The sequence below is a fragment of the Chamaesiphon sp. GL140_3_metabinner_50 genome (genome assembly GCF_025361915.1).
GTDB lineage: Bacteria > Cyanobacteriota > Cyanobacteriia > Cyanobacteriales > Chamaesiphonaceae > Chamaesiphon.
The window spans coordinates 1-14380 of sequence record NZ_JANYJC010000207.1 but is presented as its reverse complement, the minus strand read 5'-3'; the positions used below and the strand labels follow the sequence as shown (position 1 = coordinate 14380).

The following is a 14380-nucleotide window of genomic DNA, read 5'->3' as shown; positions in this document are numbered from 1 at the left end:
CATCGATACATTTTACTGTTGGATGGGAAACATATAGATATTGGCTTTAATCTGTATGTATGACAACAATATCTTTAGATACCGCGAAAGAACGTATTTTGGAAATGTATCAAAAGATCGATACTAATAGTCAATACTATGGTTGTCTACTTAATTGGTATGGCAAGGGAGTCTGGAATTATGGGATCGGCATCAGCGATAACTTAGTTTTTGATACTGCTTATTTGAAGATATTCGATCGAGCAAATTTAGAAGTTCAATTAGTGCCTAATGTTCAAAACTTTAGCCCTGCTGAAACGATCGATCGATTAGGCACTGCGATCTTATGTTTTCAGAGTTGGGATTATGGCTTACTCGGTTGGAATGGCGAGCATTTTGCCCGATTAGTAGCAACAGATAAAGCCATATCTTATCAAGTGAAAGAACTGCCATTCCCGATTCCTCAATTAAATCACGATGGCTGGCATCCCCAAGCAAGTAGATTTTTGACTGAATATCGCGAATCGCATTCCGACTGGTTTGCTGAAATATTGTACTCATGGTCGGCTTGATACAGGTCGCCAGATTTTAATAGTCCGATCCCAGCTAGCGGTAATTAAGGTTTGCTCCATCGGTAGAAAGAGAATTTCGCGGACGGCACTTTGATGAGCTTGGAAGCTAGATATTAATTGCTTACTATCGACATCCCAGAGGTTCACCATGCCATCCATCGAGCCAGAAGCGATGATTTTAGAGTCGGGACTAATGGCGACGGTTAGTACGCCATCCTGATGACCTGTTAAAGTATGATGAGTCGATGTGCCTAATTGTCGGACTTGTACGGTACGATCGGTACTACCGCTAATAATTAATTTGCCATCTCGACTAATTGCTAAACCGTGAATTGTTTGCTCGTGCGCTGCAACTGTTTTGAGTAATTGTTTGCTATTTAAATCCCAAAATCGGAGCGTTCGATCGGCACCCGCACTAATTAAAATTTTACCATTGGGCATAAATTCCAGTGCCATCACCGATTCTTGATGCCCGTCGAGGGTATAGATAATTTTACCCGTATCGGTGTTCCAGAGCCGAATTTTGCGATCGGCACCGCCGCTGGCTAAAATTTTGCCGTCGGGACTAAATCGGACGCAATAGACAAACCCATGATGGCTATCTAAGCTGCTGTCGGTGCGCAATTCTTGAAGCGAGTTAAAGACGGATTCTTTGCGGCGCAGTTGCACGCGGCGATTTTTGTCGCCACTGGCAATCTGACTGTGGTTGGGGCTAGCGGCGACGGCATAAATCGAATTATTATTACAGTAGGTAAAAATTGGTTGTTGTGGCATGGATAGGTTCCACATTGCGACGGTACCACCATCATCGCCGCTCATTAAAAAACGACCGTCGGTAGTAATGCCGATCGCATTAATTGGTTTGCGATGCCATGCAAATGTGTAGTTACATTCCCAATTATAATTAGGATCGATGGTGGGAATATTAACTGGGGTAGTTATTGGCGGGGTAGCGATTGCCGATGATGGAGCGACAATTTTTAAATCGGATTCGATCGCGACAGATTTAGTTTGTAAAGGATCGTGTAAATCGGGTAAGCTGACAACAGATTTATTTTGTAAAGCATCGATGACTGCTGCCACTGTGGAATAGCGGTCGATCGGTTTAGGTTGAATTAATTTATCGATTACTATTGCTAATTGTGGTTCGATCGGTTGAGATAATCCAGCTTGCCAGTTCCATTGACCGAGATTATCGTCGAATAATGCAAACGGGGAAACTCCAGTCAATAAATTAAGGCAAGTAACACCCACACTATAGAGATCGCTAGAGGGGAAAGCTCTACCCCAACCTTGTTCTGGTGCCATAAATTCTGGCGTGCCGATCGTCGTTCCCTGCATTTGCGATCGTTCTGGTGTGGTGATTTTGGCCGCTCCAAAATCGACTAAATATAACTGCCGATTATCGGTGCGGCGAATAATGTTTTCGGGTTTGATATCTCGATGAATGAATCCTAATTGATGGAGGTAGGATAGTGTTGGCAAAATTGCCAATAACAATTCTTTAATTTGGGCATTAGTAAAATTTCCCTGCGCGGCTAATTCTGCTTTAAGATTTTGACCGTCTATAAATTCTTGGACTAAATATTGACGACCATCTGGCGTAATAAAATATGCCAGTAATTTGGGAATATTAGGGTAGTCTAACTGTTCGAGCGCGCTGGCTTCTTGGGTAAATAATTCTGCGGCTTTACGTGCAGCGGCGGTGCCTTGTACCTGTGGGAAAAATTGCTTGATGACACAAAAAGGTTTAGATGGTTTATCCTCATCGATCGCTTGAAATGTGCGTCCGAAACCACCTTGCCCGATCGGTTGAATTGCTAAATATCGATCGCGCAACCGCAATCTACCCCCGCAACTTCGACAAAAGTTACTCTGCGGTGGATTTTCTGGGTGCAAGCAACTAGGGTTGAGACAGTAACTCATTAACTCACATTTTAGATCGAAACAAAGTTACTAGTTTTTTAGTGAATAGTGGATAGTGGATAGTGGATAGTTAGGGAACGGGGAACGAAAAGTTCTCGCTCCACCATCTATTATAAGAAGGGGGTAATTAAGTCAATTTATTTAATACCATTTTTTGCCAACAGACTTGGAGTGGATAGTAAAGTATCGGCATCCACAAGCCGCTCAGAACTGCGGAAATTAGCATCATGGGACTTTGATTATCCCAGAGATAATTCAGGCTGGCGAGGCTGGCTTCTGGCGATTGCTCGATCGCCATTTCGAGGAAATATTGAACTCCAGTAATTAACTCGCTGGCGATCGTTAGTAAAAAAGCAGCGACGCTAGCTGATATAATTGTATCATCTAGATATCGACGTTTGTGTAGCCAAAAAGTTAATACGCCTACCGCAGTCAGGCTCAGAACATGGGTGGGCATTATGCCCAAATTGGCGGCGGTGGTGGCAGTCATGCCATCTTGGATCAGTCCTAAGACAACACCCGCTGTTGTTGCGTGCCACAGCGATCGATTTAGGCTCCAGGCGATCGTCCACATTACCAGCCAACTGGGGCCGACACCTAAAATTTCCATGCCGGGAAAGCGGGTTGGTAATAGCAACAAACACAAGCTTGCCGAACCGACGACGGTGAGTAGATAAAGTCCATTGCGAACTAAGGGGTGTAAATTATTCATATCGATCGCGATCGAGTTAGCGACTAGCGGGTTTTAATAGGTGGTTTGGCAGTGGTTGGCTTGACGCTAACTGCGGGTTTTAGAGCTGGTTTGATAGGTACGACATCACTTACTCGTTTAACGGCTTCTGGGGGCACTGCGCGCGGGTCGTGAGCGTGAACTGTCACCCATTCTAGGGAACTCAATGGTGCGGTAAATTCGACGATCGCTTCTGGAGCGGGAGATTTGTTTAAATTAGTCTCAATTACTCTGCCTACAGCCAATCCGGTGGGAAATAATTGACTCACCGCTGAAGTCGAAACGACATCACCTTTTTTTACCAGCGGACGTTTGTCAAAAAATTGCAGTACGGCTTGGTTGGTGCGAGTACCTTGGAGAATGCCCATATTCCGCGTGCGACTAACCAGTACGCCCATCCGATTGCTAGGATCGCTGACTAATAATACCCGACTGGTATGGGGTGAAACGCTGACAATTCTGCCGACCACGCCGCCAGTCCCGACGACGATATGATCGATCGCAATGCCATCGGCACTCCCCCGACCGATCGCAACCTGCTGCCACCAATTATCGGCACTGTGAAGCAATACTGGAGCCAAAACGCCTTGATTCGGAACGGCGGCACTGTAGTTGGCTAATTGCTTGAGCTGTTGATTTTGACTTTTTAATTCTTGTAACTCGTTCTGAAGTTGCTCGACTCGCGCGGTTTTGAGCGTATCGATTTGTCTGGTTCCTGGCTGGAATGGCTGCGATAGCGCGTTATAGACTTCAAAAACCAACGCATTTTGAGTTTGCAACACTAGATAGGTACCGCCGACAATCGTCCCAAATCCAGCTAATTTGAGGGCATTTTTATCCCACCAGCGGCGCAAAGTAAACATGGTTGTCGGGTGTTGGTTGTTGGTTGTTAGTTGTCAATAATTATTTCGATCGAGCATGGATGAGGGTGTTGGGGTCGATAAATCGTGCCCATCCACCCTTCCCTACCGTGTACACACATCTGTGGAATCCCCCTACATCCCCCTTCAAAAGGGGGACTTCCGGATCCGGTTCCCCCCTTTTGAAGGGGGGCTAGGGGGGATTTAGATCTAGAAACGAAGTCCAATCGACTTGTGTATACACCATAGCCACCCTCCCACTCGATTTACAGGCTGCGAGAGCGACCGCTGAAGACTCGATCCATAGTTTTGAAGTTTTCTAGCACTTTGCCAGTACCCAACACCACGCAGGTGAGCGGATCGTTGGCAATATGAGTGACGATTCCCGTTTCGTGACTGATCAGGGTATCGATGCCTCTTAACAGCGCGCCACCACCCGCCAGCATAATGCCGCGATCGATAATGTCAGATGCTAATTCCGGTGGCGTGCGCTCTAGCGTCCGCTTCACGGCTTCAATAATCACCGACAGGGGTTCCGACATGCTTTCGCGAATTTCAGGGCCTTTAATCGTCACTGTACGGGGTAACCCAGACAGTAGATGCAAGCCGCGAACTTCCATAATTACATCGTTATCCTCTGGCGTGGGGTAGGCAGAACCCACTTGGATTTTAATTTCTTCAGCAGTCCGTTCCCCAATCACGAGGTTATGGACTTTTTTCATGTAATTAACAATCGAATCGCTCAATTCGTCACCAGCAATCCGCACGGATTCACTGATTACCGAACCTTGCAAACTCATTACGGCAACTTCGGTAGTCCCCCCGCCGATGTCGATAATCATGCTCCCCGTCGGCTCAGATACGGGCAAACCCGCGCCAATTGCCGCTGCGATCGGTTCGTCGATCAGGAATACTTCACTAGCACCTGCTTGGAGTGCTGCATCCATCACCGCGCGCCGTTCTACCGCAGTCACGCCACTGGGAATCCCAATCACTAACCGGGGTCTGATGACGTTACTCCCTTCGTTCGCCCGTTGAATAAAGTGCTTTAACATCACTTCTGCCGTATCGAAATCGGCGATCACCCCGTCCCGTAACGGACGCAGCGCAATGACATCGCCGGGAGTTCTCCCCAACATTTTTTTGGCTTCGACACCTACAGCTAGCGGCATTTTAGTCTTTTGGTCGATCGCCACAACTGAAGGTTCTGCCAGAACGATACCTTTGCCAGATACATAGACCAATGTATTGGCAGTTCCCAAGTCCATACCCATATCTCTGGATAATGAAAAGCGATTGAAAAAACCCACGCGCTTCTTTGCCCCTAAGTTAACTAATGATGGATTGAATATACACTAAGCGATAATCAACAGCGATGCAGGTGTTATTTATTGTTCCCCAGCATCGATTCTGTTGAAACGTCGCTAAGTCCTAATTTTTTGTCTACACTGTTTTTACTACAGCCCGATGCAATGAAACGAAACTCAGGCTATTTTGCTGAATTTTCCGTCCACTGGCTGAATCTTATTACGTTTTGCTTCGTACGTCTAGTTGCGATCGCCGATAGATTTTACTCGCAAAAAGTCACTCGATCGATCCCCAATCTAGTCGGCTTAAACCGATCCGTTTTTGAGGATCAGTCCGTAAATGCGAACTTTGCTTCATGTGCGGTGGTTTCAACCGATCGTACGCCGAATTAAGCTAAGTAAATTGCTAGAAAATAGATATACATTAGACTAATCCCAATCCACCTGTGCCGATTCCCAATCTATCAATGATTCTCGCGCCTGAAGCCATGCTGTTGGTATCCCCTCTACTCCTACATACAGCGCAACAATCCCACCGACGATCGCACAAGTGGTATCCCGATCTCCCAAACCACTAACCGTCGTCCACATCGCTGCTTCAAAATCAGTTAAATGCCTAGCGGCGCACCAGAGCGTAAACGGGACAGTATCTGAAGCCGATACCATCGTCCCATTCCCCAACGCGGATACCGCCGTCGGCACAGTATAATCTAGCGGTAATTCGCTGGCTCTTTTAATCCCGCTTTTAGTATCGCTATCGGGCAATCGATCGAGTATAAAAGCAAACATCTCGCGCGGATCGATATTCTCAATTTCTCGATAATTCCACGCCCAAGCCGCTGCTAGCGCGATCGCAATGGCTCCGACTTTACCTTCGAGATGGCTGTGAGTAACTTCTGCCGAAGCTAATGCCTGACTGGATAGTAGCTCTAAATCTTCGGCATAAAAAGCCCCCACTGGTGCGACGCGCATCGCCGCACCATTGCCATAAGAACCCATGCCATCAAAAACCGCTGGCGCAACTTCTCGCCAGTCGCCACCTTGACAAAATTCTTGCAAAATGTGGTGCGCCATCCCACCATAACCGCGTCGCCGATTGCGCTGATAATTAATCGCAAATCGACTGGCTAAATAATCCCGATCGATTTCGCCCCGCGCTGTTAATGTTTCGACAATTCCAATTGCCATAATCGAATCGTCAGTCAAATACCACGGCGGTGCGGGTAAAGCACGAAGATCGATCGCCATTGACATAGTATTCGTGTTGCCAAAAAACATTTGCCCAAAAGCATCCCCGATCGACAATCCAGTTAATGCTAATTCTGCCCTAGCTAATGGTTTCACGATCGCCAAAAATGTATTGATTTGTAATAAATATCATACCCCAGCTTACCGATCCACTATCCACGATAAAATAATGTCCTAATTATAAATAGGGTCGTTACCATGATAAATCGTCATTCTTCGATAACAACAGCTTGGGTGGCAATATTAGTTATTGCTAGCTGTCTAAATACCGCTCCCAGTGAAGCCCGTCAGATGCCGAAGCTTGGTGCTAGTCCTAAGCAAGGCAAAGTATTGCAACTGACTAATGGAGATTTAATGTGTTACGTACAATTAGTCGATGCTCGTGGCAGAAAATACGATATTGGAGCTGATTTCGATATCTGTCAGCAAACTAAATTCATCAATAGAAAAGTGACGCTAACTTATAAACGCGGTAAGGTAAATGATTGTCAGAGTGCCGCACCCTGCGGCAAAACTCGGACTGAAAATTTAATAGTCAAGATGAAATTAGTTAATAAAAAATAGCGATCGAACCAGATTAAGAGTAGGGGTAATTCATGAATTACCCCTACTCTTAATCCGATGCTGTTAAACAACATCTTATCTACTCTAAATCTCGTGCGGAGCGATTCTCGGCTAACTTCAATTCTTCGGTGGTATTAGCAATTTCCACCTCGACAACTTCTACTTCTACCAGCGGAACGCTGACACTTTGAGGCAGTCTTAGCGGTATTGCTAGCGGCTGTTGTTTTTCTTCTTGTTCGGGAATAACTAGTACTTGTTCCAGCCAATAACTTGCGGTGGGAATCGTCCGCTCTAAGTCTTCTAACGGTCTGGGGATCACCATGATCGATCGTAATTCACCGATGCTTTCGGCGGCTGACATGCCGACATCTAGGGCAATCGTGACATTAGAAACCGTACCGCGAATAATTGCCGTACAGAAGCCAGCACCTGTTTTCTCGTAACCAGCGACGTAGATATCCGCAGTTTTGAGCATTGCATCCATCGCACCCACCATCGCTGGGAAGCCGCGCGTTTCGAGTAAGCCGATGGCGAGATTATTAAGCTTACTTTTACCGACAATTTGTGCCAATATGCGATCGCTAATTGGCAAAACGGCATCGAGATTGGGAAACGGACGGGAAATTACCGATTGACAGATTAATTCGTCCATCTGCTCGGCGACTTCTGCACCTGCGGCGACAGCCAATTTTACATCGGGGAACCGACCGCGAATCACCGCAGTACAATAACCACCCCCAATTTTTTCATAGCCTACTAAAGTAACAGCGGCAGATTTAATCATCATATCTGCCGTTCCCACCATAGCCGGAAAGCTACGAGTAGATATTAACCCGATGGCACTTTCAGCATGAATATTGGACATCGTTAGCGGTAGAGGTTCCCCAATGTATGTGCGGTGGACAGTTACCATCGCCTCATCGGGTTGGCACTATCTATATTTCAGACGATCGTAGCTGTGAAAATATGCGGTTGAAGCTATAAACTATCGACAGGTTAGCTCACTCTGCCTTCAACCTGGGCGCGAAATTCTTCGACCTCTTCAGTATAACCAATTGGTAAAATTCGCTCAACGTTGGGATGCGGACGCGGGATAATTACCCAAGATTCTAAAGTACCACCATATACTTTCTCGACGACATCGATGCCTGCTGCCATTGCTTGTTTGACTTCAGAGACATCGCCCCGGACATTAACGGTAAATCGCGCGGAACCAGCCCTAAGGTAGCCGACAAGGGTCACTCGACCCGCTTTGAGCATAGCATCAGCAGCCGCTAACACAGCCGGAAAGCCTTTGGTCTCGATCGAGCCAACTGCTTGTTGAGAACTCATAGAATCAGCCATTAAAAATACGCTCCTGTTACTAATAAATTATCGATTTGCCACTAAACCTACACCCAGAATTCTCTCGATGCTGCGGTGTAGTGAATTGGCATGACACTATCGACATTTCCGGGGGGATTGGGGATAATGTAGTGACTGACGACCGCACCGCGTTTGGTGGCTTCGCCAGCACTCACACCCGCCGCTACAGCTTGCTCGACAGCCGAAACGGTACCGCGTACGGCAATAATAAACTCGGCGCGTTCGGCGAGTCCGTAGTAAACCAACGTAACGTTCCCCGCTTTAAGCATGGCATCAGCCGCCGCCAAGACGGGGGGAAAGCCATCGGTTTCGATCGTGCCAACTGCATGACGAGAGTCGCGATCTTTAGCCATTAAAAATATTCTCCTGGTGTATACAGCACTTTTTTGTAAGATGCACTGCTTATCCTTTCAGAAGGCGGGAGCGGGGATCTAAGAGTGTCCCTGTTCCCGCACTTTTAGCTAATCTAGCCAACCGATGTCGGTATTGGCGCGGCGGCGAGCTGTTTCTTCGCGAGACTCGGTGGGACGAGCGGTAATCGACGAATTCGATCTGCTAGTATCTTTTTTAACTAGCGCAGTCGCACTTTTAGATTTGGCGGGAGCTTGTGCTTGTTCTGCTAATTTGACGATCGTATCTTTGGTTTCTTTTAACTCGGTTGCTTGAGCTTTTAATTTAGAGTTGAGATCTTCAATCTGCTGCTGAAGTTTGGCTTCACTATCCTGAGCCTGTTTGAGTTTAGCCGCGTCGTCATTAGTTGGTGGGGTCATATTAATAATTGTAGTAGGAGTAGGATTTGGCTCAGGATTTGGGTTCCGAGCGGGAATTACTAATGGTTGCTGCATTTCTTGTCTCAACACATCAGATGCTGATGGTCGTTTTTTTCTAATCGGCATATTTAGCTCCAATCTTTCCAGATTTCATTGACTACACAGCGATAGTCGGCTGCTGCTGGTGCGGCGGCTTGACTTTTAAACTGACTGATGGGTAAACCCGACATCGCCGCTCGTTCGTGAATTTTCAGATTCCGAATTACGGTATAGTAAACGGGAATCTGACACTGCAAGAGGGTTTGTTGAGCTTCTTGTGCTTCTCTCAAACCGCGAGCATTGACTTTAGTCAGTAGGACGCGGTGGGCAATCTGGGACGGAATTACCACCTGTCTCACCGTGCGAATCAATGCGGCAAGATCCATCGGTGCGGGTGGGGTTGGCAACAATAAATAATCGGCAATCGGCATAATTGTGGCGAGGGCGACTGAATCTAGTGCTGGCGGCATATCGACTACGACAATATCGTAATCCGACCACTGTTGGCGGCTGACACCCGTCCAGTCGGTTAAGACGATCGTCTCAAAGCCCAAATCTCGACCTTCGGATTGTTTCACCCACCAGCTAGCCGAACCTTGCGGATCGGCATCGACTAACAAAACGCGATGATGTTCGGCAAAAATTGCGGCAATATTGACCGCTGTTGTCGTTTTCCCGACACCACCTTTACCGTTTAACACGATCGCGATCTTGGTCGATTCTAGTTTGGGAAATACTGGCGCGGTCATGAGTTCAACCATTGGGGAACAGGTGGCGTTTAAGCCTGTCGAAGTTGGCTCGTCCAGATACAGATTTGACCGCTACATCGATGCCAATCGTGGCAATTGTCTCTACTCCCGGTGGGGGTGTAGTTACCACGGGCGGCGGCTGGGCGATCGGTTCCGTTACGACAGGCGCATCCCAGGCCTCGGTAGCATCCCAAGCATCGGGCGGCTCGGCGCGCGGCGGTGCGGGTGGCGGTGTGGGATCTGGCGTTTCCACTACAGATACTTCACCCCGACTGCGATCGCCCAACAGTGAATGAGGGGGAATTACCGCCCCATCTTCAATCTGCGGATCGATGACCGTCGTACCCGCACCAATACAAGCATTGGGCGCGATCGATCCACTCCCAATAATTAGTACCCCTCGACCCAAACAAGCACCAGTCCCGATCTCGATATTTCCGCCCGATGCATGAACGATCGATCCAGCACCGATACATACTCCGGCACCGATTGTAATGCGACTGTTGGGTTCGGCTTGGAGCAAAACTCCAGGCGCGATTGCCGCACTCGGATCGATCGCCACGTTACCATCTAACTGGACGGGAACTACCTCTCTGGATATAGATCGATACTTGGTTAACATCAGGAGTGTTCGGGAAAACGGAAAACAGGAGAATCGACTAGACTGACCGAATCGATGGTGGATCGCTTAAATTTAAGCTGGACACATGGAAGTAGGACAATCTAGAACCCGAACTCGTCGCTACGATCGGCTAATAGTTGCAAAAATTAGCGATCTGCATCCGCTGGGATGATTTTATAGCTTTTGACTGTTTGCTGGTAACTTTTTGCCGCTTGCCGATCGTGTTAGCGTTGTTGGGGACGTTGAATGATTTCCTCATGCACGCGACGTTTGGCCTGACGATCGATCCCAATCAATCTGACGTATTCACCCTCGTGATCCATCAGACAAGTTTCTAGTTGCGCGACGGCTTCTTGGAGCCGAGTTGCCGATACTGGTTTACAAGTATGCCAAGAACTGCTGCGGAACCGCCGGATATCTGCGTGTTCGGTGCTAATTTGATAGCTACTTTCCAGTAAGCGGCGCACAGAGGCAACTACTTCAGCACTCAACGAGGTTTTCACATGACTATTGCTGCTACTCGAACCGCCAAAAGAGCTACTAAACGAGTTGCTTTGGCTGCCACCGCCAGTACTCAGGGTCGCTGGTTCGCCCGGTTTGTGAATGATGACTTCCATGATGCGGCGGCGCGCTTGCGAATCGATGCCGATCATCCGCACGTAATCGTTTTCGTGAGCGGCGACCAATTCGTTCAACATGGCGATCGCTTCACCTTCGCGAGTACCCTGATAAGAAGGGCCGCTCGTCCAAGAGGTCGCCCGATAGCGACGCACATCAGCAAACTCTGTCCCAATCCGATAACCTTGGCTTAACAGTTGGCGTACCGATTGCGCGACATCAGTGCCACCGCCAACCGCACTACCGTTGCTGGCTGCTGCGGCGATCGTTTTACCACCATTAATCTTGGTGTTACTTACTTTCGTTACCGCACCATCGGGACGCTGAATCATCAGTTCCAATACCCGCGTGCGCGAATGGGTATCGACACCCAACAATTGCACGTATTCGCCTTGATGCTCGGCTAAAATTGCAGAAATGCCGCCTAAGACAGTGCTTTCACTACCTTGAGCGACACTTGCACTCTGCCACGAACCAGTCCGAAAACGTCGCGCGTCAGCGTATTCTAAGCCGACGCGGTAGCCTTGGCTCAATAGCTGACGAATTTGCTGGCGAACGCTGTCACTAATATCACTCATATCTTCGCTTCTGTAGTTAAATCAATATTTTTTGGAAGTTTAAATCTGGTCTGGGATAGACCAGCTTCAGCCAACATTCTCAGCAGTTTGCGTCGCCACTGTGAAGGAATTCATTTTCTTGAAAAGGTGCTTTACTTGGGCAAAGCCCAAGAACGCACTTTTCGCTATAATAATTTCTTATCGTGAGACATCGCGTTTGCTATATGTCAAGTCATTGCCCACTGCCACCGTATCCACGATCGCTACGACTAGCGCATCGACGGGATAGCGATCTTTGCTGGATATTTGACGGGCAGCACTGCCCCGACTTACCAAAACTACTTCTGTTAAACCTGCGCCCACACAGTCGGCGGCGACTTCATATTCCGGCAGATCGTTACCTGCGGCATCGAGCATTTGCACCAGTACAAATTTTGTCCCGGTCAAACTTGGATCTTTTTGGGTACTGACTACAGTACCCAGCACTCTAGCTAGCTTCATCTAGTCTTTAAGAACGTCTACCGCCGATTGCCAATGGGCCTGGGCCATTTAAGCTATCGCGAAATTTCTCGACATCTTCGGTATAGTTCATAGGTAGAACGTACTCTAGGTTTTCGTGAGGACGCGCAATGATGTGCGTGGATAAGACCTGACCGCCATTAACGCGTTTGACAGATTCTACACCTGCGGATACGGAAGCCTGGACTTCCGAAACGTCGCCACGAACGATCACAGTCACGCGACCGCTACCGATTTTTTCGTAACCAACTAAGGTCACGCGCGCGGCTTTAACCATCGCATCAGCAGCTTCGACTACTGCGGGAAAGCCTAGTGTTTCAATCATCCCAACTGCAATTGACATTATCAATGACTCCTAAATTTTGTGACTTTAATGCGATCTTTAATAGCTAACTTCACTTAGACGCGGAATTTCTCAACATCTTCAGTGTAGTTCATTGGTAAGACGTACTCTAGGTTCTCGTGGGGACGAGCAATGATGTGTGTCGATAATACTTCACCACCATTGACGCGCTTAACGGATTCCACACCTGCGGATACGGAAGCTTGTACTTCAGAGACATCACCACGGACAATGACAGTTACCCGACCGCTGCCAATTTTTTCATAGCCGACTAGTGTAACTCGTGCGGCTTTAACCATGGCATCGGCAGCTTCCACAACAGCAGGAAAACCTTTGGTTTCAATCATTCCCACGGCAATAGACATATATTTTTCGTCCTTAGATTATTTTGTAGTTAGTGAGGCGATCGAACCGTTTCGATCCCATTAGTTTCTCGGAGCATAACTTGATTGTTTCCATAGATAAAAGTCTATGAAAAACTCAGTATTATGCATCTGCTAAAGTCAAGCATAGACTGAGACGTGACGCTTTGGCAACATAAGCAACAATTTTATTTTGTTAAGTAAGGTATCAGAAAGTTTTATGTGCCGCTGGCGATCCCCGCGCTCACTGATTTTGCTGAGATTGACAAAACTTAACTAATGTGCAATTGCAAAAGGTCGCAATTTATTTAATCGGACGGTGAATCAGCTTCTCGATCGTCCGTTTTTTGGCTTGTTGGTCTACACCAATGATGCGGACGTAAGACTTGGGACGATCGCTGACAATCGACTCTAGTGCCCGCACGATTTCGACCGCAGTTCGACCGCCAACTTTCCCGCCAGTTTCCCAAGCATTGCTCTTGTAGCGACGCTCGTCAGCAAATTCGGTAAAGATCGCACAACCTTGGGCGACCAGCCGCGAGATAGTTTCGACGACATCTAGGGCTAGAGTGCTGCTACTGGGAGGAGGGCTATTTACTGTTCGGTTAGCTGGAGCTGGCTGGCTGGATGCGATCGAAGCTATAGGCGCAGGCGCGATCGCACCACCGGGACGATGGACGATTTTTTCAGCAATGCGGCGTTTGGCATGAGGATCGACCCCGATGACCCGGACGTAATCGTGAGGATGGTTGCTGATGCAATTGGCGATCGCGCTGAGAATTGCCGTCTCAGTCTGGGATTCGATCCGATCGCAACTATTCCAAGAACTGGTCTGGAACCGCCGCTTATCGGCGCGTTCGACCGCGATCTGAGAACCTTGGCTCAAGAGTTGACGGACGAGGGTGGCGGTATCGTCAGTGACACCAGCAGGTGTAGTGGCACTGCTAGGCTGAGTGAAGCTAGGGCTAGTGTTTTGGACTGGAACTGAATTGGGGCGATCGACAGCACTTGGCACCGTCGCTTGGTCTCCAGGTCGCTGCACAATTTTTTCTAGTACCCGGCGTTTAATTCCGATCGCGAAGCGGAAATTCTCAGCGGTCTGGAAAATTGCCTGCACGAACATAGCGGCGAATACGTCCGGTTGATCGGCATCGATACCCATGCCAAACGCCGGGTACTAGAAAAAATCGTGCAGCGACCTGGAGACCAAGCGACGGTGCCAAGTGCTGTCGATCGCCCCAATTCAGTTC

General features: G+C 48.0%; 19 protein-coding genes and 1 pseudogene. 4 read left to right on the top strand and 16 right to left on the bottom strand.

Annotated features, from left to right (window positions below):
• Positions 1 to 59: 59 nt before the first annotated feature.
• Positions 60 to 551 (top strand): hypothetical protein, encoded by a 492-nt coding sequence (locus Q0R35_RS10410; protein ID WP_295617249.1) that lies wholly within the window; start codon positions 60 to 62, stop codon positions 549 to 551.
• On the opposite strand, the gene Q0R35_RS10405 is transcribed toward Q0R35_RS10410, so the two are convergent.
• The 4 genes from Q0R35_RS10405 to Q0R35_RS10390 form a co-directional block, all read right to left on the bottom strand.
• Positions 537 to 2477 carry a serine/threonine-protein kinase gene (locus Q0R35_RS10405; protein ID WP_295617245.1) on the bottom strand — a complete coding sequence of 647 codons (1941 nt, stop codon included), beginning with the start codon at positions 2475 to 2477 and terminating at the stop codon, positions 537 to 539. The two genes, Q0R35_RS10410 and Q0R35_RS10405, sit on opposite strands and share 15 nt — an antisense overlap.
• A 127-nt stretch (positions 2478 to 2604) precedes the next feature.
• Positions 2605 to 3189 carry a rod shape-determining protein MreD gene (gene mreD, locus Q0R35_RS10400; RefSeq protein WP_295617242.1) on the bottom strand — a complete coding sequence of 195 codons (585 nt, stop codon included), beginning with the start codon at positions 3187 to 3189 and terminating at the stop codon, positions 2605 to 2607.
• A 23-nt stretch (positions 3190 to 3212) separates the two neighbouring features.
• A complete protein-coding gene (gene mreC / locus Q0R35_RS10395) occupies positions 3213 to 4070 on the bottom strand; it encodes a rod shape-determining protein MreC (protein ID WP_295617239.1) in 858 nt (285 codons plus the stop codon).
• Positions 4071 to 4333: 263 nt separating this feature from the next.
• A complete protein-coding gene (locus Q0R35_RS10390; RefSeq protein ID WP_366944865.1) occupies positions 4334 to 5341 on the bottom strand; it encodes a rod shape-determining protein in 1008 nt (335 codons plus the stop codon).
• Between the two features lie 198 nt (positions 5342 to 5539).
• Between Q0R35_RS10390 and Q0R35_RS10385 the strand changes: the two genes are divergently transcribed.
• Positions 5540 to 5767: a hypothetical protein gene (locus tag Q0R35_RS10385; protein WP_295617233.1), complete on the top strand. Its 228-nt coding sequence runs from the start codon at positions 5540 to 5542 to the stop codon at positions 5765 to 5767.
• A gap of 36 nt (positions 5768 to 5803) precedes the next feature.
• Here Q0R35_RS10385 and Q0R35_RS10380 read toward each other — a convergent pair whose 3' ends face one another.
• Positions 5804 to 6718: an ADP-ribosylglycohydrolase family protein gene (locus Q0R35_RS10380; protein WP_295617230.1), complete on the bottom strand. Its 915-nt coding sequence runs from the start codon at positions 6716 to 6718 to the stop codon at positions 5804 to 5806.
• Positions 6719 to 6820: 102 nt separating this feature from the next.
• Between Q0R35_RS10380 and Q0R35_RS10375 the strand changes: the two genes are divergently transcribed.
• A complete protein-coding gene (locus tag Q0R35_RS10375; RefSeq protein ID WP_295617227.1) occupies positions 6821 to 7186 on the top strand; it encodes a hypothetical protein in 366 nt (121 codons plus the stop codon).
• 79 nt (positions 7187 to 7265) lie between these two features.
• Here Q0R35_RS10375 and Q0R35_RS10370 read toward each other — a convergent pair whose 3' ends face one another.
• From Q0R35_RS10370 to Q0R35_RS10320, 11 genes are all read right to left on the bottom strand, one after another.
• A complete protein-coding gene (locus Q0R35_RS10370; protein WP_295617224.1) occupies positions 7266 to 8051 on the bottom strand; it encodes a BMC domain-containing protein in 786 nt (261 codons plus the stop codon).
• A 131-nt stretch (positions 8052 to 8182) separates the two neighbouring features.
• A complete protein-coding gene (locus tag Q0R35_RS10365) occupies positions 8183 to 8530 on the bottom strand; it encodes a carbon dioxide-concentrating mechanism protein CcmK (protein ID WP_366944864.1) in 348 nt (115 codons plus the stop codon).
• Positions 8531 to 8577: 47 nt separating this feature from the next.
• Positions 8578 to 8904, bottom strand: a complete 327-nt coding sequence (locus Q0R35_RS10360) for a carbon dioxide-concentrating mechanism protein CcmK (protein ID WP_295617222.1) — start codon at positions 8902 to 8904, stop codon at positions 8578 to 8580.
• Positions 8905 to 9012: 108 nt separating this feature from the next.
• Complete coding sequence (locus tag Q0R35_RS10355; protein ID WP_295617219.1) at positions 9013 to 9447, bottom strand: hypothetical protein; 435 nt, start codon at positions 9445 to 9447, stop codon at positions 9013 to 9015.
• Positions 9448 to 9449: 2 nt separating this feature from the next.
• Positions 9450 to 10121 (bottom strand): ParA family protein, encoded by a 672-nt coding sequence (locus Q0R35_RS10350; protein ID WP_295617216.1) that lies wholly within the window; start codon positions 10119 to 10121, stop codon positions 9450 to 9452.
• Positions 10114 to 10731, bottom strand: a complete 618-nt coding sequence (locus tag Q0R35_RS10345) for a hypothetical protein (protein WP_295617213.1) — start codon at positions 10729 to 10731, stop codon at positions 10114 to 10116. Before Q0R35_RS10345 ends, Q0R35_RS10350 begins: the two co-directional genes overlap by 8 nt.
• A gap of 224 nt (positions 10732 to 10955) precedes the next feature.
• Entirely contained in the window at positions 10956 to 11927 is a 972-nt protein-coding gene (locus Q0R35_RS10340; protein WP_295617210.1) for a ribulose bisphosphate carboxylase small subunit, read from the bottom strand.
• A gap of 177 nt (positions 11928 to 12104) precedes the next feature.
• Positions 12105 to 12407 (bottom strand): EutN/CcmL family microcompartment protein, encoded by a 303-nt coding sequence (locus Q0R35_RS10335; RefSeq protein ID WP_295617208.1) that lies wholly within the window; start codon positions 12405 to 12407, stop codon positions 12105 to 12107.
• Between the two features lie 7 nt (positions 12408 to 12414).
• The gene (locus Q0R35_RS10330; protein WP_015161394.1) at positions 12415 to 12768 is read right to left on the bottom strand and encodes a carbon dioxide-concentrating mechanism protein CcmK; all 354 of its coding nucleotides are present in this window, start codon (positions 12766 to 12768) and stop codon (positions 12415 to 12417) included.
• 56 nt (positions 12769 to 12824) lie between these two features.
• On the bottom strand, positions 12825 to 13133 hold the full coding sequence (locus Q0R35_RS10325) for a carbon dioxide-concentrating mechanism protein CcmK (protein WP_015161393.1): 309 nt from the start codon (positions 13131 to 13133) through the stop codon (positions 12825 to 12827).
• A 301-nt stretch (positions 13134 to 13434) separates the two neighbouring features.
• Positions 13435 to 14172, bottom strand: a complete 738-nt coding sequence (locus tag Q0R35_RS10320; protein ID WP_295617205.1) for a ribulose bisphosphate carboxylase small subunit — start codon at positions 14170 to 14172, stop codon at positions 13435 to 13437.
• Positions 14173 to 14196: 24 nt separating this feature from the next.
• Here Q0R35_RS10320 and Q0R35_RS10315 point away from each other — a divergent pair.
• Positions 14197 to 14380 (top strand): annotated as a pseudogene (locus Q0R35_RS10315) (ribulose bisphosphate carboxylase small subunit); the annotation flags it as partial.